Genomic DNA, 20,749 nt, shown 5'->3' with positions numbered 1-20,749 from the left:
CGCACGCCGAAGGGGCCCACCGGACGGATTCCGGTGGGCCCCTTCGCACGTCACGGGCTCAGGCGGTGCGGGTACGCCGCCCCTTGAGCTCCTCCAGCCGCTCGTCCAACAGCTCTTCGAGCTCCGGGATCGTGCGCCGCTCCAGGAGCATGTCCCAGTGCGTGCGCGGCGGCTTGATCTTCTTCTGCTCCGGCTCGGCGCCGTCGATGATCTTCGACTCCTGGCCGTGCAGGCGGCACTCCCAGGTGTGGGGGATCTCGGCGTCGTCGGAGAACGGGACCTCGAAGTCGTGGCCCTTGGGGCAGGCGTACCGCACCGACCGGCGCGGGGCGAGGTCGTGATTGCGGTCGGTCTCGTAGCTGACTGCTCCGAGCCGGCTACCCCGTAGAACGCGGTCGGCCATGGCGGTGTCCTTTCGCTCGGCTCAGGGCCGGGGCCCAGGCTTGTTGCTCACCGAGTGCAACGATCGGACTGCTCCGTTCGTTCCCGGCTTCACGGTCATCGTCGCCCACAGTGACGTCTTTCACCCGTCAACGAAGGCTTCCTCCTAAGGGATGCAATCGCGGCCGGTTCGTGACGCGTTATCAAGCTACCGGGCGGCCCCATCACACTGATGGAGCAGTCCTGGCAGAAGACGTGCGGCTGCGACAGCTTAGACCGACCACGCACGGCGACGTTACGGCGGGTTTAACTCGCCGGTAGTGACGTCCGTCATGGTTACGGTCACGCAAAGTCATTCCAACGGCGGGCGGGGTCGCCGCCACGCTGGGTGGCGGCACGAGTGTGTTCGGTGGCGGACATGAGGATGAATCACCCGTCCGGCCCGCACCCAAACGTCCAATCGGACGCTTTATCCGTTCGATGACTTCAGTGTCACTCGAAAGAGTGCTTTTCCTCGAGGCGATCCAGCAGCTCCCGTTGGCCCTTCACCACTTTTACCCGCGCTTCGGCCAGCGGAAACCACGCGACCCGGTCCACCTCCGGGAACTCGCGGACCGTGCCGGACCCGCGGGGCCACTCCAGGGTGAACGTGCCCGGAACCACCCGTTCGGGGTCCAGGTCGGCCTCCAGGGCCCAGGCGGTCACCACCTTGCCCCCGGACTGGCGCACCTCGCCCAGCGGCACCAGCTCGCCCTCGGGCACCGGCACGCCCAGCTCCTCGGCGAACTCGCGCCGCGCCGTGGCCTGCGGCTCCTCGTCCCCCTCCGGCTCACCCTTGGGGATCGACCACGCACCGTCGTCCTTGCGCGCCCAGAACGGCCCGCCCATGTGCCCCAGCAGCACCTCGCGCCCGCCGTCGACCACCCGGTGCAGCAGGATCCCGGCGCTGCGCCGCCCACCCGTCACGCGCACAGTGTGACCGCACCGGCCGCTCAGCCCTTGCGGCGGGTGCGCATGTGGATCTGCTCGCCCTGCTTGCCGAACAGGCTCAGGATCTCCACCGGCTCCGGGCCGACCGGGCCGAACCAGTGCGGCAGGCGCGTGTCGAACTCCGCCGCCTCCCCGGCCACCAGCACCACGTCGTGGTCGGCCAGGATCAGCCGCAACCGCCCCGACAGCACGTAGAGCCACTCGTAGCCGGTGTGCGTGCGCGGGTCCGGCTCGCCCCGGTCCGGGATGATCATCTTGAACGCCTGCAGCCCTCCCGGCTGCTGCGTCAGCGGTAGCACCGTCATCCCGTTGCGCCGCACCGGCACCGGCCGGATCCGCGGATCGCCCACCGGCGGCGCGCCCACCAGCTCGTCCAGCGGCACGCGGTGCGCGCGGGCGATCGGCAGCAGCAGCTCCAGGCTCGGCCGCCGCTGCCCGGACTCCAGCCGCGACAGCGTGCTCTTGGAGATCCCGGTCGCCGCCGCCAGGTCGGCCAGGGTCGCGCCCCGGCTGGTGCGGATGTGCCGCAGCCGCTCGCCGACCTTGTCCAGCACCTCGTCGGTCAGGTCGTCGGCGGTCACGGGGTCGGCGGTGGCGTCGTCGCTCATGTGGTGTCCCGATATCGGCAACAGGGTTTGCCCAGTGTGGGACGGCGGGGCGGGGTGCGTCCAGTCCCGGCGCGGGGCCGTCGGGTCAGGCCAGGCTGAGCTGGTGGCCGTCCACCGCGTGCGGCCCGAGGTCGCCGGTGCGGTAGTGGGTGCGGCACAGCACCTGGTAGCGGAACTCCGCGAGATCGGCGGCGACGGTGTCGGCGACCAGCACGGTGTCCCCGGCGCGCACCACGTCGCCGTCGTGGACGCGGGCGTTGAACCGGCCCGGCCGCCCGCACCAGCACAGCACCTCGACCTGGATCGCGTTGAGCTCGTCGGCCAGCTCGAACAGCCGCTGCGAGCCCGGGAACAGGCAGCTGCGGAAGTCGGTGGCCAGGCCGAAGCAGTAGACCTCCAGGTGGGCGTCGTCGGCGAGCTCGGCCAGCTGGTCGACCTGCTCGGCGGACAGGAACTGCGCCTCGTCGACGATCACGTAGTCCACCCGGCTGCCACGTGACCAGTGCTCGCGCACCAGCCCGCACAGGTCCATGTCCTCGTGCACCTCCAGTGCGGTGCGGGCCAGACCCATGCGGCTGGAGATCGTCGGCGTGCCGGACCGGTCGTGGCGCACCAGCAGCAGCCCGCGCCGGCCCTGTCGTGCTTGGTTGTGGTCGATCTGCAGCGCCAGCGTCGACTTGCCGCAGTCCATCGGCCCGAAGAAGAACCTCAGCCGCCCGGTGGGCGCGAGGCCGCGGCCCGCGCCGGCGGCGGGCACGGAGGACAGCGCGTCGGTCGGGTCCGGGGTGGGGATGATCGGCTCCACGGGCGGCCACCCTAACGGGCGAGGTCGGGGATCGGCCCGCCGGCCTTGCGCACACCCCCGACCCCGTCGGGGTGGTGGTGTCAGCGCGCGGCGACGGCGTCGACCTCGAACAGCATCCCGGGCAGTGCGAGCGCGGCGACGCCGATCAGCGTCTGCGCCGGGGGCCGGTCGCCCCAGATGCGCACGACGTGCTCGCGCAGCACGGCCAGCCGGGCGGGGTCGTGGTCCACGACGTAGGTGCCCAGGCGGGCGACGTGGCGGTAGTCCAGGCCCGCGGCGCGCAGCGCGACGCCGAGGTTGTCGTAGGCGCGGGCGACCTGGGCGGCGAAGTCGTCCGACACCAGCCGGCCGTCGGCGTCGCAGCCGTACTGGCCGGCGACGAACACCAGCTCGCCGGTGGTGGCGGCGACGTGGCTGTAGCCGTAGCCGGTGGGGTCGGGCAGCCCGTCGGGGTTGGTGAGGGTGTGCGGCACGGTCGGGTCCTTCCGGTGTGTGTCAGGTGAGCCGGGCGCGGGTGGCGGCCGGGGCGTCGGGGTCGGCGCGGCGCACGTCGGCGTCGAGGTCGGCCAGGGTGCGGCCGGCCAGTTCGCGCCGCCACGCGGTCTCGGCGCGGGTCATGGCCGTGTCGATGGCGCAGCGGGTGGTGTGCGGTCCGCCGGGGCGGATCTCGGTGCAGCGGAACGCGGGGTCGGGGCCGTCCACGGCGGTGACGACGTCCATGAGGGTGACGGTGTGCGGGGGCCGGTCGAGCAGGTAGCCGCCGCGCGGGCCGGGGGTGGAGCGGACGATGCCGGCGCGGCCGAGCGCCTGCAGCTGCTTGGTCAGGTAGGCGGGGGGCAGGCCGTGCAGCGCGGCCAGGCGGGCGGCGGGCACGGGTGTGCCGCCCGCCCAGGCCAGGTCGAGGCAGCAGTGCAGGGCCCACTCGACGCCCTCGGTCATCCTCACGGTCGCCGACCCTACCCGATCTTGGACATCAAATATCCAGATTTATTGCCGAGATATATCGCGAAGCGGTATAACCTGCGGTGTGAGAGGTATGTCGGAGCAGGTGTTCCTGGTGCTCACCGCGTTGGCGGAGGAGCCGTTGCACGGCTACGCGATCGTGCGCGCGGTCGACGGGCTGTCGGAGGGCCGCATGCGGCTGCGGGTCGGCACGCTGTACGGGGTGCTGGACCGGCTGGTCGCGGAGGGCCTGGCCGAGCGGGACCGGGAGGAGGTCCACCAGGGCAGGCTGCGCCGCTACTACCGGTTGACCGACGCCGGGGTGCGGGCGTTGTCGGCGGAGGTGGCCCGGTTGTCGGCGAACGTGCGCGCCGCGTCGTCGGTGCTCAAGGCGAGGGGTGCGCTGTGAGGTCGAACCTGGAACGTCGCTACCGGGCGCTGCTGCGGGTGCTGCCCGCCTGGTACCGCGCCGAGCGCGAGGAGGAGATGGTCGGCATCTTCCTGGCCGACCGCACCGACGACCTGGACCTGGAGCACGGCTGGCCGGGGTGGGGCGAGACGGGGGCGACGCTGGCGCTGTCGGTGCGGGTGCGGCTGGGCGCGCGGCGCGCGGCGGGCACGGTGCTGCGGGCGGTGGCGTTGACCGGGCTGCTGGGCCAGCTGGTGGCGGTGGAGCAGTCGTGGACGGTGCTCGCGCGGGTCGGGTTCTTCGGCGACGTGCAGGGCTGGTGGTACGACGTGGCGGCCGTGGTGGCGTTCGCGGCGCTGGTCGCGGGCCGGCGCGCGGCCGGGCGGGTCGTGGCGGGGCTGCTGGGCCTGATGGCGCTGGTGCCGGCGGTGTGGTCGGTGGCGGTCGGGTTCCCGTCGTGGTGGGCGCTGGTGTGGCACGGCCCGGCGCTGCTGACCGCCGCGGCGGCGGTGGCGGGGTTCCACCGGGAGGCGCCGCCGGTGTCGCGGCGCTGGTGGCTGGTCGCGCCGGTCGGGCTGGTGGCGGGGATGGCGTCGGTGGTGTTCACGCCGGCGTTGTCCACGCGGACGATGCTGGCGGCGTGGCTGATCGCCGCGGTCGTGGTGGTGCTGGTGCGGCCCTGGTCGGCGCGGGTGCCGGTGTCTGCGGCGTGAGCGGACCGGCCGCCCGGGGCGAACCCGGGCGGCCGGTCCGGGTCAGACCTTGGCGGGCATGGGGTTGCCGGAGGCGGCGATCGCCTTGCGCACCGGCACGAAGATCATCAGCACGAGACCGATGACGAAGAACGCGACCAGCGAGATGATCGCCAGGCGGAACGAGCCGGTCGCCTGCCCGACGCCCGCGAACATCGCCATCCCCAGCGGCGACGACGCCCGCTCGCCGACCTCGTAGAGGGAGAAGTACTGGGCCTCCCGGCCGGGCGGGATCATCTGGCTGAACAGCGACCGCGACAACGCGTTCGTGCCACCCAGCACCAGCCCGATGCCCACCGCGAGACCGTAGAACTGGACCTGCTGGCCCGCCTGGACGAAGTACGCCGCCGCGACCACCACGATCCACACGCACAGGCTGGCCATGATCGTGCGCTTGGCGCCCCACCAGCGGGCCACCCAGCCGTGCAGCATGCCGCCGAAGAACGCCACGAACTGCACGATCAGGATCGTGGTGATCAGCACCGTCTCGTCCAGCCGCAGTTCCTCGCGCCCGTACTGGGCGGAGACGTTGGCGACCGTCGCGATGCCGTCGGCGAAGATCAGGTAGGTGCCCAGGAACGCGAGGGTGAGCGGGAACAGGCGGGCCTGCCGCGCGGTCTGGCGCAGCTCGGCGAACCCGGCGGTGATCACCGACGCGCCGGACTCGGTGCCGTGCGGCGGCTGGTGCCGCTTGAGCCGGGCCAGCGGGATCAGGGTGAACCCGGCCCACCACAGGCCCGAGATCACGAACCCGATCCGCACCGCCGCGCCCTCGCTCACCCCGACCGCGTCGTGGCCCAGGAACAGCCCCAGCTGCACCACCAGCGCGAGACCCCCGCCCAGGTAGCCGAACGCCCAGCCGCGGGAGGACACTGCGTCGCGTTCGTCGGGGGAGGCGATCTCCGGCAGGAACGCGTAGTAGACGACGATCGACGCGCCGTAGCAGATGTTGGCCAGCACGAACAGCACCACGCCCAGGTGCCAGTCGTCGCCGCCCACCGCGGCCAGGGCGGCGGTGGCCACGGACCCGGTGAACGCCAGGACGGCGAGCATCCGGCGCTTGTTCTGCGTGCGGTCGGCGATGGCGCCCATCACCGGCAGCACCACCACTTGCACGATCGTCGCGAACGCCACGAGGTAGCCGAACAGCGACCCGGCGGGGAAGTACACGCCGAACAGCGCGATGTCGCAGCGCTCCAGCGCGCCGTCGGAGCAGGCGTTCGGGCCGTTGCGGGCGGTGTCGGCCCGGGCGGCCTCCGAGGCCACCGCCGTCAGGTAGCGGGACAGGAACACGGTGATGACCGAGGTCGGGAACACCGAGTTCGCCCAGTCGTACCAGATCCAGCCGCGTTGTTCCCGCTTGCGGTCCACGGCGGGTGCGGTGCTGTCGGCCACGCTCATGGGGGCGGACTGTATATCGCGCGCCACCCGTTGGTGGTGATCACCACCAACCTGTTGCCAACCGGCCTCCCGCGCGCCACCCCGCCCCGGTCAGCCCGCCCAGGCCCGCCGGTCCCGCAGCACGTCGCGCAGCCGGTCGGGCCGGTCGGTGACCAGCCCGTCCACGCCCAGGTCCAGCAGCCGCCGCATCTCCAGCTCGTCGTCGACGGTCCACACGTGCACCTCCAGGCCGCGGCGGTGCGCGGCGCGCACGAACCGGCCGTCGACCACCAGCAGCCGGCCCTGGTTCACCGGCACCTGCGCCACCGTGCCCCGCACCGGCAGCCCCACCAGCGGCACGCGGCCCGCCGCCCACAGCACGCCCGCCGACCGCGGCCCCATCGACGTCAGCAGCCCCGGCCCGCCCAGCCGGCGCAGCCGCGCCAGACGCTTGTCGGAGAACGACGCCAGGCACACCCGGTGCAGCGCGTCCGCGCGGCGCAGCACCTCCAGCACCGGCACCACCGCCGAGTCGGCCTTGACGTCGATGTTCACCCGCGCCTCGGGCAGCTCCTCCAGCAGGTCCTCCAGCCGCGCGATCGGCTCCCGGCCGCCGACGTTGGCCCGCCGCACCGCCGACCACGGCTGCGCCGCCACCGGCCCCGTCGCGTCCGTGGTGCGGTCCAGCGTCGCGTCGTGGTGCACGACCACCACCCCGTCGGAGGTGGCGTGCACGTCGGTCTCCAGGTACCGGTACCCCTCCCGGGCGGCGCGGCGGAACGCCGCCAGCGAGTTCTCCATCCCGGCCAGCTCGTCGAGGTGCCAGCCCCGGTGGGCGAACGCGCGGGGGTGCGGTCCGGACAGGTACGGGTGGTTCTCGGTCACACCCGGAGTCTGCCCTGGCGGCGTGGCGCGGGGGTGACCGGTGGGTAGCGGGATACCGTCGCGCGCCATGGAGTTGGTGACCGAGGCCGTCGCGGCGCGCCGTGAGGAAGCCAGGCACTGCGCCTGGTGCGGACGCCGCCTGCCCGACAGCGGCCGGATCGGGCGGCCCCGCCGCTACTGCGCGCAGCCCTGCCGGCAGCGCGCCTACGAACGCCGGGCCGCCGTGCAGCGCGGCGGGCTGCCCGAGGACGCGGTGGTGCTGTCCGCGGGGGAGCTGGCCGACCTGCAGGACCGGTTGTTCCAGCTGCGGTGCGCCGCGGAGGACGTGGCCACGGCGGCGGCCGACGGCGCGGACGGCGCGGAGTTGCGGCGGTTGGCGGGGGAACTGGTCGACACCGCCCGGGGTCTGGAGCGGTTGCGCTGAATCGTGTCGGCTTGCCCACCGCGTGTGGTCTCGACCATCATGGCGCGCGGGTGGGCGAGGAGGGGCGCGTGAACGGCAACGGCGCGTTGCACCGCGAGGTGCTCGACCGGGCCGACGTCGGTTTCGGTGTGACGGACGCGAACGGCAGGCTGGCGTGGGTGAACCCGGCGCTGGCGGAGATCCTGGGCGTGCCGGTGGACCACGTGGTGGGCCGGTCGCTGCCCGCGCTGCTGCCCGGCGCGCCCGAACGGCCCCGCTCGGGCCTGGCGCTGCTGACGCCCAGCGCCTACCGCAAGGGGCACCGCTGGCTGGAGGTCACCTGCCAGCACCTCGACCCCGCCGACACCGGCGCGGACGCCGAGCCGGGCGAGCAGCTGCTGTACCGGGTGGTGGACGTCACCGCGTGGCGGGACCGGGAGCTGGAGGCCACCCACGAGGCCGACGCGCTGCGCCGCGCGCAGGTGCTGGGCCGCATGGGCACGTGGGAGTGGCACGTCACCGAGGACCGCGTGGTGTGGTCGGACACGCTGCTGGAGATGTTCGGGTTCTCACCCGACACCGAGCTGGACTTCGACGGCTACGCCGCCCTGGTGCACCCCGAGGACCTGGCGATGATCCAGGCCACGCTGGAGGAGGCGATGCGGTCGGGCGCCGGGTTCTCCTACACCCACCGCATGCTGCTGGCCGGGGGCACCGTCGAGCGGTGGTTCGAGTGCTTCGGCGAGGTCGTGGCCGACGAGGACGGCTCGCCGCTGCGGGTGCTGGGCACCGCCCACGACATCACCCGCGCCCGCCGCGTGCACGACGAGCTGCTGGCGCTGGCCGAGCAGGACCCGCTGACGGGGCTGGCGAACCGGCGCGCGGTGACCCGCGAGCTGGAGCGGCAGCTGGCGGGCGGCGGGCCGGGCGCGATGCTGCTGCTGGACCTGGACAACTTCAAGGACGTCAACGACCTGCGCGGCCACGCCGTGGGTGACCGGCTGATGAAGACGCTGGCCTCCGCGCTGCGGTCCCGGCTGTCGTCCTCGCAGCTGATCGGCCGGCTCGGCGGTGACGAGTTCGCCGTGGTGCTGCCCGGCGCGTCCCCCGCCGACGCCGCGCGCGTGGCCGAGGGACTGCGTGATGCCGTAGCGTCGCTGCCGCTGGTGGGCGCGGCCCGCAGCCTGACCGTGTCCACCGGTGTGGCCGAGTACGGCCCCGGTGACACGTGGGAGCTGGTGCTGGCCAACGCCGACCTGGCGCTGTACGCGTCCAAGGCCGCCGGTCGCAACCGGGTCACCGTCTACGAGCCCGGCCACTACGCCGACACCGCGAAGCGGGTGTCGGTGCTGGACCGGCTGCGGGCCGCGCTGGACCACGGCGGCCTCGCGCTGCACGCCATGCCGATGGTGGAGCTGGCCACCGGCAAGACGCTGGGCCACGAGCTGCTGCTGCGCCTGGAGGACGGGCAGGACCCGTACCTGGGGCCGGCGGAGTTCCTGCCCGAGGCCGAACGCTCCGACCTGGTGCTCGACATCGACCGGTGGGTGCTGTCCACCGCGATCGACGCGCTGGTCGGCCACCCCGACCCCGACCTGCGGTTCAACGTCAACATCTCCGGCCGGACGCTGGAGGACGAGGACTTCGGCGGGTTCGTGCTGGACCGGCTGGCCACCGCGGGCGTGGCGCCCGGCCGGCTCGGGCTGGAGATCACCGAGACCGCCGCGGTGACCAACCTCGACGCCGCCCGCGCCCTGGCGTTGCAGCTGCGCGGGTTCGGCTGCCGGATCATCCTGGACGACTTCGGCTCCGGGTTCGGCTCGTTCGTCCACCTCAAGCACCTGCCCATCACCGGCATCAAGATCGACGGCGAGTTCGTGCGCGGCATCGACGAACGCTCCACCGACGCCGTGCTGGTCGCCGGGATCGTGCAGATCGCCCGCGGTCTGGGGCTGTCCGCGGTCGCCGAGTGGGTCGAACGCCCCGCCCAGGTCGACGCGCTGGTCCGCTTGGACGTGGGTATCGGCCAGGGGTTCCACCTCGGCCGCCCCCTGCCGCTCGCGCAGGTGCTTTCGGCCCAGCCGCAGCGGCCGAACGGCGCATTGTCGCCGCGCATGGCCGGTGCGGAGGATGGGGCGCGTTCCTCCAACTGATCTCCGCCGCCCGCCCCCGATGGGAAGCCACCGCCGTGCCCGGTACCCCCGACAGCCCCGCACGCGGTGTCCGCCGCGTCGAGCTGAGCACCACCAGCCCCGAACCCGTCGCCGAGTTCTACTCCCACCTGCTGGGCTGGGTGATCATCGCCGAGCCCGACGGCTCGTTCACCGGCTGGGTCGGCGACCGCCTCGCCACCCACGTGCGCCCCGGCGCGTCCGGCTGGCGCGTCGTGTTCGCGGGTCCGCGAGCCCGTGACCTCGACCCCGGGGCGGCCGTCGACACCGGCCGCGTCCTGCACGGCCCGTGGGCGCCGCAGCCCCGCCCCGGCGAACCGTGCTGGGTGGAGCTCATGGCCGACCCCGCCGCCGACGACCGCGTGCCCGCCGAACTGGGCTGGCAGGTCCGCGACCCCGGCGCCGAGTTCACCCTCTACGACGCCGCCCTGCCCGACGACCGCCGCCCCGTCGCCGGGCGCCTCACCGCCACCGGCGGCTGGACCTGCTACTTCGCCGTCCCCGACCTGGCCCGCGCCACCGCCGAGGCCACCGACATGGGCGGCACCGTGCTCATCGGGCCCCGCGACGTGCCCACCGGCTCCGTCGCCGCCGTCGCCGACCCCGCGGGCTCGGTGTTCGCGCTGCTGGAGAACCCCGTCGGCTGGGGCGGCGCCTGGTGCGCCGCCGCCCAGGCCCACGCCTGACCGCCGCCGACCCGCGCTCGACGGACACCGTCCTCGTCGGGCGCGGGGGAGCGGGGCGGGGTCAGCCGGCCAGGTCGGGCGGGAAACCACCGGTCGCGATCGGACCCCAGCGGTCGATCGTGACGCGGATCAGGGACTTGCCCTGGCGGCGCATCGCCTCCCGGTACTCGTCCCAGTCCGGGTGCTCCCCGGCGACGCACCGGTAGTACTCCACCAGCGGCTCCAGGGCCTCCGGCAGGTCCAGCACCTCGGCGCGGCCGTCGACCTGCACGTAGGGGCCGTCCCAGTCGTCGGACAGCACGCACACCGTCACCCGGTCGTCGCGGCGCGCGTTGCGGGCCTTGGCCCGCTGCGGGTAGGTCGACACCACGACCCGGCCCTCGTCGTCCACCCCGCACGTCACCGGCGAGACCTGCGGACGCCCGTCGGCGCGCCCGGTGACCAGCAGCGCGCGGTGGCGGGGACGCAGGAACGCGACCAGCTCGTCTCGGGACACGGTGTCGGCGGAGGCGATTCTCGGCATGCCACCAGCCTAGGAGAAGACGGCGCGGGAGAAGATGGGCGCGGGAGAAGATGACCGCATGCCCCGCTTCACCGCCCACGACGGCACCACCCTGGCCTACCACGAGACCGGCGACGGCCCGCCGCTGCTGTGCGTGCCCGGAGGCGCCGGCCGCGCCTCGTCCTACCTCGGCGACCTGGGCGGCCTGCACCGCCACCGCACCCTGCTGCTGCTGGACAACCGCGGCACCGGCGAGTCCGACACCCCCGCCGACCCCGCCACCTACCGCCGCGACCGGCTCGCCGCCGACGTCGACGCCCTGCGCGCCCACCTGGGCCTGGAGCGCGTCGACCTGCTCGGGCACTCCGCCGGGGCGGGCATCGCCATGGCCTACGCCGAGCAGCACCCCGACCGGCTCGCGTCGCTGGTCCTGCTCACCCCGGCGCTGCGCGCCATCGGCGCCTCGCCCACCGAAGCCGACTGGGCCGAGCACCTGCGCGCGCACGCCGACCAGCCCTGGTTCGCCGACGCCGCGGCCGCGTTGACGGCGTGGAGCGAGGGGGAGGACACCCCCGCCAACCGGCTCGCCGCCGCACCGCTGTTCTACGGCCGCTGGGACGACCGGGCCCGCGCCCACGCCGCCACCGAACCCGTCGAGGCCGCACCCGAGGCGCAGGCCGGCTACTCCGCCGAGGGCGCGTTCCAGCCCGATCACACCCGCCGTGCCCTGGCCGCGCTGGACCTGCCCGTCCTGGTCTACGCGGGCGGCGCCGACCCCGTGTCCCCGCCGCACCTGGTGCGCCGGCTCGTCGACCTCATCCCCGGCGCCACCTACGTCGAGCAGCCCGCCGCCGGGCACTTCCCGTGGCTGGACGACCCCGGGTTCCTCGTCGAGCACCTGCGCGGCTTCCCGCCCCGCTGACCGGGCTCACACGTCGAGCAGCGCGGCGACCGCGTCCGGTCCCAACGCGGCGCCGCGCGCCACCACCTCACCGAACCCCGGCTCGCCCAACGCCTCCCGCGCCGCCGACTCCACCGCCACCACGTCGGGGTCGACCACCGCGCCGGCACCGCGCAACCCGCGCGCCGCACCCGCCAGCAACGCCGCCCGCGCACCGTCGCCGTCGGCGACCGCCACGGCCGCGTGCGCGTCCACCACCCGCGCCAACACCATCCGGTTGTCCCACTCGCGCGCCACCGCCACCGCCGACCCCCACGCCCGGCCCGCCGCCGCACGGTCACCGCACGCCCACTCCACCAGCCCCGCCACCACCAGGATCGACGCCCGCACCTCCTCGGGCCCGAACCACCCCCGCGGGCACACCCGCAACGCCTCCTCACACCACCGCCGCGCACCGTCGAGGTCACCGCGCCGCCGCGCCACCTCCGCCGCGCCCAGCCACGCCTGCGCCACCGTCTCCACCGCGCCCTGCGACCGCGCCAACTCCGCCGCCTCCGCCACGTCCGCGGCCGCGCCGTCCAGGTCACCGGACCGGCACGCCCACTCCGACCGGCGGCACAACAGCGCCGCCGTGTGCTCGGTCGCCCCGAACGCCCGCGACAACACCAACGCCTCGTCCAGGAACCCCACCGCCCCCACCAGGTCCCCGTCCTCCCGCGCCGACTCCGCCAGCTGCGCCAACGCCAACGACGCACCCCACCGCTCACCCACGGCCCGGAACCCCGCCAACGCCGCCGCGAACTCCTCCCGCGCCCACCGCACCCGCCCCTCGTACCGCGACTGCATCCCCGCCCCCAGCCGGCCCAACGCCCGACTCCACGGATCCGGACCCAACAGCCGCTCCCGCACCACCGCCAACCCCGCCACGTCGACCCGCGGCGCGCCGTGCGCCATGCCCCACAACACCGTCAGGAACGGCCGCGACGGCGGACCGGCCAACCCCGACGGCCACGGCTCCCGCGGCGACGGCGACCCCGGCAACCCGGCCACCCCCGTCGACGACGCGTTCACCAGGCACAACAAGTACTCCTCGGCCAACCCCTCCGGCGGCGTCGCACCCACCGCCCGCACCACCTCCGCAGCCAACGACGCACCCTGCGACCGCAACCCCCGCAACCACAACGGCCACCCCAGGTCCGCCGCCAACCGCAACGCCACCGCGTGGTCGTGCACCACCGCCCACCGCAACGCCGCCACCAGGTTGTCGTGCTCGGCCGCCAACCGCCCCAGCCACACCAACTGCTCCGCCCCGTACAGGTGCGGCGCCGCCCGGGCCGCCAACGCCGCGAAGTATCCCGCGTGCGCCCGCAGCACCTCCCGCTCCTCACCGCGGTCCGCCAACCGCGCCGCGCAGAACCCCCGCACCGTCTCCGACATCCGGTACCGGTCGCCCACCACCTCCACCAGCGACTTGTCCGCCAACGACGGCAGCAGCTCGTCGGTGCCCGCCACCCCGCACACCGCCGCCGCCGCACCCCACGTCACACCACTCCGGAACACCGTCAACCGCCGCGCCAACGCCCGCTCGTCCTCGTCCAGCAACCCCCAGCTCCACTCCACCACCGCGTGCAACGTCCGGTGCCGCGCCACCACCGACCGGCTGCCCCGCGACAACAACCGGAACCGGTCACCCAACCGCGCCGCCACCTCCGCCACCGACAACGACCGCACCCGCGCCGCCGCCAGCTCGATCGCCAGCGGCAACCCGTCCAACGCCCGGCAGATCCCCGCCACCACCTCCGCCGTCACCGGGTCCAACCGGAACGACGGGTTCACCGCCGCCGCCCGGTCCGCGAACAACCGCACCGCCGCCGACCCCGCCCCGTCCACGTCCAACGGCGGCACCGGCCGCACCACCTCCCCGGTCACCCCCAACGCCTCCCGCGACGTCGCCAACACCCGCAACCCCGCGCACGCCGCCGACAACCGGCCCACCAACGCCGCCGCGTCGTCCACCACGTGCTCGCAGTTGTCCAGCACCACCAACACCGGCCGGTCCCGCAACGCCGCCACCAGCCGCGCCACCGGGTCCGACACCGGCGCCACCCCGTCCTCCCGCAACCCCAACGCCGCCATCACCGCCCGCGGCACATCCCCGCCCACCACCGGCGCCAGGTCCACGAAGCACACCTCACCCGGCCGCCCCGCCGCCGCCTCCACCGCCACCCGCGTCTTGCCCACACCACCCGCACCGGTCAACGTCACCAACCGCGACGAGTCCAACGCCAGCCCGACCAGCCGTACCTCCTCCTCACGCCCCACCAGACCCGTCAACTGCGCCGGCAGCACCCGCCGCGCCGCCGGCCGCTCACCCCGCACCACCTCGCCGTGCGCCGCCGCCAACACGGGGGAGGGGGCCGCGCCCAACTCCTCCACCAACACCCGCCGCGTCCGCTCCACCAGCGCCAACGCCTCCGCCTGCCGCCCCTCCCGGTGCAGCACCCGCACCAACCGCGCCACCAACCGCTCCCGCGTCGGGTGCGCCGCCACCAACTCCTGCAACAACCCCACCGACGCCCCGTCGTGCTCCTCCACCGCCCGCAGCCGCAACTCCTCCCACCGCGCCACGCACACCGCCGCGAACGGCGCGTCACCCACGTCCGGCAACGCCGGACCACGCCACAACGCCAGCGCCTCACCCGGCAGGCCCCGCGCCACCAGCTCCTCGAACCGCAGCGCGTCCACCTCACCCGGCTCCACCACCAGCCGGTACCCGGCGGGGGAGCGCTCCACCTCCACGTCCAGCACCGCCCGCAACCGCGACACCTGCGACTGGATCGCGTTCGCGACCCCCGCCGGCGGACACGGCCCGTACAGCGCCTCGCTCAACCGGTCGACACCCACCACCCGGCCCGCGTCGACCACCAACACCGCCAACAACGCCCGCAACCGCGGCCCACCGACCCGGACCTGCGTCCCGTCCGCACGCCGCACCACCATCGGACCCAGCACCCCGAACCGCACCCGCGCATCCTCCCGCACCCCACCCCGACGACGGGGGGAGCGCCCGATCAGGCCCGGCCCAGGATGTCGGCCACCACACCGGCCTTCGCGTCCGCGTACTGCTGCACGTACGTCCAGTCCCGCGCCGCCAACTCCCGCTTCGTCCGCTCGTACAGCACCCGGTCGGCCTCCGAGGCCCGCAACCGGTCCCGGAACGCCACCATCCGCGCCACCTCCGGCTCACCCGCCGTGAACACGTGCAGGTTCACGTTCACGTCCGGCCCCTTCAACATCCGGTGCTCGCACCACTCCGGCTCCCGGATCCGCAGCACGTACCCCGCCGCCTCCAACGCCGGCACGTACGACGCCTCGTCCGCCGAATCCGCCACCTCCAGCACCACGTCCACGATCGGCTTCGCCGCCAACCCCGGCACCGACGTCGACCCCACGTGCGCCAACCCCACCACCCCGGCGCCCAACGCCCCCCGGATCCGCGCCGCCTCCCGCTCGTACAGCGCCGGCCAGTCCGGGTCGTAGTCCACCAACACCACCCGGCCGCCCAGCACCGGCGCCACCCCCACGTGCACCGCCCGGATCCGCTCCTCCGACAACCCCACGACCCCGCTCCCTCCCCGCGACCCGACAGACCACGGTAGAACGCTCACCGCGGCAACGGCGACGGCTTTCCCACCGCGAACAGGTCACCGTCCGCACCCACCCGCTCCCGCACCTCGTCGGCCAGGAACACCAGATCCTCCACCACCCGGCACGCCTCCACCTCGGCCCACGACACCGGCGTCGACACCGAAGGCCGCGCCCGTGCCCGCAACGAGTACGGCGCCACCGTCGTCTTCGCCGGGTTGTTCTGCGACCAGTCGATCAGCACCTTCCCCGTCCGCTGCGCCTTCGCCATCCGCCACACCACCTCCTCCGGCCACTCCCGCGCCAACCGCTGCGCCACACCCCGCGCGTACTCCGACGTCCGCTCCGGCGACGACACCGACACCGCCGCGTACACCTGCAACCCCTTCGACCCCGACGTCTTCACCACCGGCGCCAACCCGTCGGCCTCCAACACCTCCCGCACCCGGCACGCCACCCGGCAGCACTGCACCACCGTCGCCGGCTCTCCCGGGTCCAGGTCGAACACCACCAGGTCGGGGGAGCGCCGCGCACCCCGCGCGCCCACCGTCCACTGCGGCACGTGCAGCTCCAACGCCGCCAGGTTCGCCACCCACACCAACGTCGCCAGGTCCTCCACCACCACGAAGTCCGCGTACTCCGCACCCCGCGACGACCCCGGCGTCCCCACCCGCACCGTCCGCACCCACTCCGGCGCGTGCGACGGCGCGTTCTTCTCGAAGAACGACTTCCCCTCCACCCCGTTCGGGTACCGGCGCACCGTCAACGGCCGACCCGCCACGTGGGGCAGCAGCACCGGCGCGATCCGCGAGTAGTAGTCGATCACCTCCGCCTTGGTGAACCCCACCTCCGGGTACAGCACCTTGTCCAGGTTCGTCAGCTTCACCCGACGACCCTCCACCGCCACCACCGCGTCAGACGCCACCGCGCCGCACCTCCCCGGCCACCCGGTCCGGCCGCAACCCCCGCCACGTCGGGAACCGCAACCGGCCGTCCGCCGTCCACTCCCGGAACGCCACCTCACCCACCAGCTCCGGACGCACCCACCGCGCACCCCGCGCCCGCTCCCGCGGCACCGGCGAGGTGAACGGCGACCGCCGCACCCCGGACTCCGACAACCGCGCCGTCAACCGCTCCAGCTCCGCCCGGTCGAACCCCGTCCCCACCGACCCGGCGAACACCAACCCACCCCCACCGTCCGGGATGCCCAGCAGCAACGACCCCACCAGCCCCGCCCGCCTGCCCTCACCCGGCCGCCACCCCCCGACCACCACCTCCTGCGTCGCCACCGACGTCACCTTCACCCAGTGCGGCGACCGCCGGCCCGGCACGTAGAGCGAATCCAGCCGCTTCGCCACCACCCCCTCCAACCCCTGCTCCCGACTCGCCGCCAACACCTCCGCACCCGCACCCGGGAACGCCCTCGGCGTCAACCAATGCGCCCCCCGCACCCCCAACCCCTCCAACAACTCCCGCCGCCGCGCGTACGGCAACCCCACCGTGGGGGAGCCGTCCAGGTGCAGCACGTCGAACACCAGGAACGTCACCGGAACCCGTTCCGCCAACCGCCGCGCCTGCGCCGCCGACGCGTGCATCCGCTGCTGCAACGCGCCGAAACTCGGCCGCCCGCCCTCCAGCGCCACGACCTCCCCGTCCAACAACACCTCCGTCGCGCCCAGCTGCGCACCCAACCCCTGCAACTCCGGGTACGTCCCCGTCACGTCGTTGCCCGACCGGCTCGTCAACCGCACCCGACCCCCCTCCACCCGCGCCACCGCCCGCACCCCGTCCCACTTGAACTCGAACGCCCACTCCGACTCCGGCCCCGGCAACTCCACCGCCGCCGTCGCCAACATGGGGGAGACCGACTCCGGCAACGGAACCCAATCCGCCCGCACCGCCTCGTGCCGCCGCCGCACCATCCAGTCCTTGCCCGCCCCGTCCGCCCCACCGGCCGCCGCCCGGCGGAAGAACACGAACTCACCCTCCACCCGCGCACCGTGCAACACCACGTCGACCTCGCGGTCGGACCACTTCACCGTCTCGTACCGACCCCGGTCCCAGATCACCATCCGCCCCGCGCCGTACTCACCCCTCGGGATCACTCCCGAGAACGACGCGTACTCCAACGGGTGATCCTCGGTCCGCACCGCCAACCGGATCGTCCCCGGCTCCGACGGCAACCCCTTCGGCACCGCCCACGACACCAGCACCCCGCCCCGCTCCAACCGCACATCCCAGTGCAACCGCGACGCGTGGTGCTCCTGGATCACGAACGTGTCGTCCCCACCGCGGGGCAGCACCACCCCGTCACCCGGCACCGGCTCCGGCGTCCGCCCCGCATCCCGCTTGCGCCGGTACTCCGAGAGATCCCCGCCCATCCCCGCCGCCACGCCCTCAGGCGGGCTTCGCCTTCTTCTTCGCCGGAGCCTTCCGCTCCGCACCCGACGACCCCTTCGCCGCCGACGCCGCCTTCTTCGCCGCGGGCTTGCGCCCCGCCGACCTCCCACCCCGCGCCGACTTCGCCTGCTCCACACTCCGCTCCAACGCCGTCATCAGGTCGATCACCTCACCGGCCTCTTCGACCTCCGGCCGCTCCGGCAGCTCCGCACCCTCCGCCTTCGCCTCGATCACCTTCTGCATCGCCTCGGTGTAGTCATCGGTGAAATCAGCCGGATCGAACGACCCCGCCATGCTGTCCACCAACGACGACGCCATCTTCAACTCCTGCGGCCGGACCTCCACCTCGCCACCCAGGAACTCGAACTCCGGCTTCCGCACCTCATCCGGCCACAACATCGTGTGCATCACCAACACGTCATCACGCGCGCGCAACATCGCCAACGTCTCCCGCTGACGAATCGTGATCTTCACCACCGCCAACTGCCCGCTGCGCTCCAAAGCCGTCCGCAACAACACATAAGGACGTGTCGCGGCCTTGTCCGGCTCCAGGTAATAAGACTTCTGGAAATAAATCGGATCGACCTCGTCCACCGGCACGAACTCCAACACGTCGATCGCGTGATCGGTGTTGATCGGCAACTTGTCGAAATCCTCGGTGTCCATCACCACGACCCGACCGTCGTCCAGCTCGTACCCCTTCGCGATGTCGGCGTAAGCGACCTCCTCGCCGCACACCTGGCACACCCGCTTGTACCGGATGCGCCCACCGTCCTCCCGGTGCACCTGGTGGAACCGGAAGTCGTGCTCCTCCGTGGCCGTGTACAACCGGACACCGATCGTCACCAACCCGAAGGAGATCGCCCCACGCCACACGGACCTCATGCCACGTGACTACCCGCGAACAGCACGACCCGCACCAGCACGTCACCCGAACGGGCTAACAATCAGGCGTGCCGCGACCCCTCCCCACCCTCACGCCACAACCGCCCCGACCGCACCCGCTCCACACTCCGCCGCAACACACCCAACAGATCCACCCCACCACCCACCTCCTCCGGACCCCGCGCCACCGGCACCGCCGCCGCACCCTCCGCCCGCGCCTCCACCAACCCCACCAACCGCTCCCGATGCGAGTCCGAGAACACCGACACGTCCAACGGCGCCGTCATCGACTCCACCAACGACTCCGCCACCGCCAACTCCGCCCCACCCGACACCACACCCGAAAAATCGAAACCCGGCTCCCGAACCTCCTCCGGCCACACATGCGTCTGCAACACCAACACCCCACCCCGAGGCCGCAACACACCCCACACCTCACGACCCCGCAACCCCGCCCGCACCACCGCCACCCGCCCCAACCTCACCAACACATCCCGCAACACCACATAAGACCCCACACCCACCCGCTCCGGCTCCACGAAGTACGACCGACCCACCCACACCGGATCCACCTCGTCCACCCCCACGAACTGCACCACCTCGATCGACGGCTCCACCCCGGCCGACAACCCCGCCACCTCCTCCGCCTCCACCATCACCAACCGACCATCCGGCAACACGTACCCCTTGCACACCTCCGACAACTCCACCCCCGCACCGCACACCGAACACACCCGCCGATGCCGAACCCGCCCACCATCCACCCGGTGCACCTCGTGCAACCGCACCCCCCGATCCCGCACCACCCCGAACAACCGCACCGGGAACACCACAACCCGAACGACACCGAACCACGCCACACAGCCCTCATAACCCCTGCGTACACCAGTGCGAACATCGACTCACCCCAGTCACCCGCACAGCCCAACCACCCACCACAGCCACTACTCCCGCTGCGGCAACCGCGCCAACGACACATACGTCCGATTGCCCGCCACCGCCGCCCGCCGCTCCCGCGCCGTCGCCTCGATGTAGTTCTGCGACGTCGCCAACGACGCATGCCCCAACAACGCCATGATCTCCGACGCCGACGCACCGTCCTCCGCCAACCGCGTCGCGAACGTGTGCCGCAACGCGTGCAAATTCGCCCCCGACGGCACCCGGTCGTGCAACCCCGCCCACCGGAAGCACGACCGCACCAAGTACTCCAACCCGCCCCGCCCGATCGGCTCACCGTGCCGATCCCGCAACAACGCCGACCCCCGGTCGAACCGCCCCTGCGGGAACCGCCGCCGACACGACACCAGGTACTGCTCGATGATCCGATCCATCGCCGGCTCGATCGGCACCGACCGATCCCGATTCCCCTTGCCCGCCACGTGCAACCGACGCTCACCCGGCCGACCCACCACCGACGCCAACGTCAACGTCCGCATCTCCGCCGACCGCAACCCCGCCACCAACCCCAACGCCAACACCAGCACGTCCCGCTCCGGCCACGGATCACGACCCCGCCGCGCACCCTCCGCCGCCGCCGCCAACAACCGCTCCGGCGTGTCCTCACCCCGCAACGGCTTCGGCACCAGCGGCGGCGTCTTCGGCCGCGCCACCGCACCCATCGGATTGCCCGCCACCAACTCCTCCGCCACGCAGAACGTCAAGAACTGGTTCCACGTCGACCACGCCCGCAACACCGACGACTTCGCGTGCGAATCCGCGAACACCCCGAACGCCGCCCGCAGGTTCCGCGCCGACAGGTCCGCCATCACCAACCGATCCGGGGGAGTGCCCGTCACCTCCGCCAACAACGCCGTGACACCCGCCAGGTCACGCCGGTACGCCGCCGTGGTGTGCGGCGAATCCTTCCGCGGCCGACGAGCGAGGAAGAACGACTCCTGAGCGGCAAGCACCAACATGTCGATCTTCCTACCGCACCCCACCGACAATCCCGCGCCACCCGCACCCCGACACCGACCCGAAAGAGGGCAGGGGAGCAGCACCACA

General features: G+C 73.3%; 22 protein-coding genes. 6 read left to right on the top strand and 16 right to left on the bottom strand.

All coding sequences use genetic code 11. The features are described 5' to 3' along the window. Positions 1-58: 58 nt before the first annotated feature. The 6 genes from ACIQMJ_RS21445 to ACIQMJ_RS21420 all read right to left on the bottom strand — a co-directional run bounded on the left by ACIQMJ_RS21445 (position 59) and on the right by ACIQMJ_RS21420 (position 3,729). Complete coding sequence (locus tag ACIQMJ_RS21445; protein ID WP_073887511.1) at positions 59-403, bottom strand: RNA polymerase-binding protein RbpA; 345 nt, start codon at positions 401-403, stop codon at positions 59-61. A 470-nt stretch (positions 404-873) separates the two neighbouring features. After that, positions 874-1,347: an NUDIX hydrolase gene (locus tag ACIQMJ_RS21440; RefSeq protein WP_499762759.1), complete on the bottom strand. Its 474-nt coding sequence runs from the start codon at positions 1,345-1,347 to the stop codon at positions 874-876. A 26-nt stretch (positions 1,348-1,373) separates the two neighbouring features. Then, on the bottom strand, positions 1,374-1,979 hold the full coding sequence (locus ACIQMJ_RS21435; RefSeq protein WP_499762758.1) for a helix-turn-helix domain-containing protein: 606 nt from the start codon (positions 1,977-1,979) through the stop codon (positions 1,374-1,376). Between the two features lie 85 nt (positions 1,980-2,064). Then, positions 2,065-2,784, bottom strand: coding sequence for a thymidine kinase (locus tag ACIQMJ_RS21430; RefSeq protein WP_499762757.1), 720 nt, complete (start codon positions 2,782-2,784; stop codon positions 2,065-2,067). Positions 2,785-2,864: 80 nt separating this feature from the next. Beyond that, complete coding sequence (locus tag ACIQMJ_RS21425; RefSeq protein ID WP_499762756.1) at positions 2,865-3,257, bottom strand: RidA family protein; 393 nt, start codon at positions 3,255-3,257, stop codon at positions 2,865-2,867. Between the two features lie 22 nt (positions 3,258-3,279). Continuing rightward, a complete protein-coding gene (locus tag ACIQMJ_RS21420) occupies positions 3,280-3,729 on the bottom strand; it encodes an RrF2 family transcriptional regulator (RefSeq protein WP_499762755.1) in 450 nt (149 codons plus the stop codon). 91 nt (positions 3,730-3,820) lie between these two features. On the opposite strand from ACIQMJ_RS21420, the gene ACIQMJ_RS21415 reads away from it, so the two are divergent. Beyond that, positions 3,821-4,135 (top strand): PadR family transcriptional regulator, encoded by a 315-nt coding sequence (locus tag ACIQMJ_RS21415; RefSeq protein ID WP_387496931.1) that lies wholly within the window; start codon positions 3,821-3,823, stop codon positions 4,133-4,135. Continuing rightward, positions 4,132-4,848 carry a hypothetical protein gene (locus ACIQMJ_RS21410; RefSeq protein WP_499762754.1) on the top strand — a complete coding sequence of 239 codons (717 nt, stop codon included), beginning with the start codon at positions 4,132-4,134 and terminating at the stop codon, positions 4,846-4,848. Before ACIQMJ_RS21415 ends, ACIQMJ_RS21410 begins: the two co-directional genes overlap by 4 nt. Before the next feature lie 42 nt (positions 4,849-4,890). Here the strand turns inward: ACIQMJ_RS21410 and ACIQMJ_RS21405 are convergent, their stop codons facing one another. Continuing rightward, entirely contained in the window at positions 4,891-6,288 is a 1,398-nt protein-coding gene (locus ACIQMJ_RS21405; protein ID WP_499762753.1) for an MFS transporter, read from the bottom strand. Between the two features lie 90 nt (positions 6,289-6,378). After that, positions 6,379-7,152: a glycerophosphodiester phosphodiesterase family protein gene (locus ACIQMJ_RS21400; protein WP_499762752.1), complete on the bottom strand. Its 774-nt coding sequence runs from the start codon at positions 7,150-7,152 to the stop codon at positions 6,379-6,381. Between the two features lie 67 nt (positions 7,153-7,219). Here ACIQMJ_RS21400 and ACIQMJ_RS21395 point away from each other — a divergent pair, with 67 nt between their 5' ends. The 3 genes from ACIQMJ_RS21395 (at position 7,220) to ACIQMJ_RS21385 (ending at position 10,412) form a co-directional block, all read left to right on the top strand. Continuing rightward, a complete protein-coding gene (locus ACIQMJ_RS21395; protein ID WP_141974896.1) occupies positions 7,220-7,576 on the top strand; it encodes a hypothetical protein in 357 nt (118 codons plus the stop codon). Positions 7,577-7,644: 68 nt separating this feature from the next. Beyond that, positions 7,645-9,708, top strand: a complete 2,064-nt coding sequence (locus ACIQMJ_RS21390) for a putative bifunctional diguanylate cyclase/phosphodiesterase (protein ID WP_499762751.1) — start codon at positions 7,645-7,647, stop codon at positions 9,706-9,708. Positions 9,709-9,743: 35 nt separating this feature from the next. Continuing rightward, on the top strand, positions 9,744-10,412 hold the full coding sequence (locus ACIQMJ_RS21385) for a VOC family protein (RefSeq protein ID WP_499762750.1): 669 nt from the start codon (positions 9,744-9,746) through the stop codon (positions 10,410-10,412). A gap of 61 nt (positions 10,413-10,473) precedes the next feature. Here ACIQMJ_RS21385 and ACIQMJ_RS21380 read toward each other — a convergent pair whose 3' ends face one another. After that, positions 10,474-10,935 (bottom strand): PPOX class F420-dependent oxidoreductase, encoded by a 462-nt coding sequence (locus ACIQMJ_RS21380; protein WP_499762749.1) that lies wholly within the window; start codon positions 10,933-10,935, stop codon positions 10,474-10,476. 58 nt (positions 10,936-10,993) lie between these two features. Between ACIQMJ_RS21380 and ACIQMJ_RS21375 the strand changes: the two genes are divergently transcribed. Further along, complete coding sequence (locus ACIQMJ_RS21375; protein WP_499762748.1) at positions 10,994-11,836, top strand: alpha/beta fold hydrolase; 843 nt, start codon at positions 10,994-10,996, stop codon at positions 11,834-11,836. A 6-nt stretch (positions 11,837-11,842) separates the two neighbouring features. Here the strand turns inward: ACIQMJ_RS21375 and ACIQMJ_RS21370 are convergent, their stop codons facing one another. The 7 genes from ACIQMJ_RS21370 to ACIQMJ_RS21340 form a co-directional block, all read right to left on the bottom strand. Then, a complete protein-coding gene (locus tag ACIQMJ_RS21370) occupies positions 11,843-14,857 on the bottom strand; it encodes an AfsR/SARP family transcriptional regulator (protein WP_499762747.1) in 3,015 nt (1,004 codons plus the stop codon). Between the two features lie 29 nt (positions 14,858-14,886). Next, positions 14,887-15,435, bottom strand: coding sequence for a GrpB family protein (locus tag ACIQMJ_RS21365; RefSeq protein ID WP_499762746.1), 549 nt, complete (start codon positions 15,433-15,435; stop codon positions 14,887-14,889). A 44-nt stretch (positions 15,436-15,479) separates the two neighbouring features. Beyond that, entirely contained in the window at positions 15,480-16,385 is a 906-nt protein-coding gene (ligD, locus tag ACIQMJ_RS21360) for a non-homologous end-joining DNA ligase (RefSeq protein ID WP_499762745.1), read from the bottom strand. Then, a complete protein-coding gene (gene ligD, locus ACIQMJ_RS21355; RefSeq protein ID WP_499762744.1) occupies positions 16,375-17,841 on the bottom strand; it encodes a non-homologous end-joining DNA ligase in 1,467 nt (488 codons plus the stop codon). The genes ligD (ACIQMJ_RS21360) and ligD (ACIQMJ_RS21355) overlap by 11 nt, the downstream gene beginning before the upstream one ends. A 16-nt stretch (positions 17,842-17,857) precedes the next feature. Then, positions 17,858-18,706 carry a non-homologous end joining protein Ku gene (gene ku / locus ACIQMJ_RS21350; RefSeq protein ID WP_499762743.1) on the bottom strand — a complete coding sequence of 283 codons (849 nt, stop codon included), beginning with the start codon at positions 18,704-18,706 and terminating at the stop codon, positions 17,858-17,860. Positions 18,707-18,807: 101 nt separating this feature from the next. Further along, entirely contained in the window at positions 18,808-19,533 is a 726-nt protein-coding gene (gene ku, locus ACIQMJ_RS21345; protein ID WP_499763066.1) for a non-homologous end joining protein Ku, read from the bottom strand. A 156-nt stretch (positions 19,534-19,689) separates the two neighbouring features. Then, complete coding sequence (locus ACIQMJ_RS21340; RefSeq protein WP_499762742.1) at positions 19,690-20,661, bottom strand: tyrosine-type recombinase/integrase; 972 nt, start codon at positions 20,659-20,661, stop codon at positions 19,690-19,692. Between the last annotated feature and the right edge of the window lie 88 nt (positions 20,662-20,749).

The sequence above is a fragment of the Actinosynnema sp. NPDC091369 genome, from assembly GCF_044757065.1.
Taxonomy (GTDB): Bacteria; Actinomycetota; Actinomycetes; order Mycobacteriales; family Pseudonocardiaceae; genus Actinosynnema.
The sequence above is the reverse complement of the archived record's forward strand: the minus strand, read 5'-3'. Positions and strand labels throughout refer to the sequence as shown.

Coding starts and splice junctions, on each gene's coding strand:
- ACIQMJ_RS21445 (WP_073887511.1), bottom strand. CDS start 403: ATGGCCGACCGCGTTCTACGGGGTAGCCGGCTCGGAGCAGTCAGCTAC.
- ACIQMJ_RS21435 (WP_499762758.1), bottom strand. CDS start 1,979: ATGAGCGACGACGCCACCGCCGACCCCGTGACCGCCGACGACCTGACC.
- ACIQMJ_RS21415 (WP_387496931.1), top strand. CDS start 3,821: ATGTCGGAGCAGGTGTTCCTGGTGCTCACCGCGTTGGCGGAGGAGCCG.
- ACIQMJ_RS21405 (WP_499762753.1), bottom strand. CDS start 6,288: ATGAGCGTGGCCGACAGCACCGCACCCGCCGTGGACCGCAAGCGGGAA.
- ACIQMJ_RS21395 (WP_141974896.1), top strand. CDS start 7,220: ATGGAGTTGGTGACCGAGGCCGTCGCGGCGCGCCGTGAGGAAGCCAGG.
- ACIQMJ_RS21380 (WP_499762749.1), bottom strand. CDS start 10,935: ATGCCGAGAATCGCCTCCGCCGACACCGTGTCCCGAGACGAGCTGGTC.
- ACIQMJ_RS21375 (WP_499762748.1), top strand. CDS start 10,994: ATGCCCCGCTTCACCGCCCACGACGGCACCACCCTGGCCTACCACGAG.
- ligD (WP_499762744.1), bottom strand. CDS start 17,841: ATGGGCGGGGATCTCTCGGAGTACCGGCGCAAGCGGGATGCGGGGCGG.
- ACIQMJ_RS21340 (WP_499762742.1), bottom strand. CDS start 20,661: ATGTTGGTGCTTGCCGCTCAGGAGTCGTTCTTCCTCGCTCGTCGGCCG.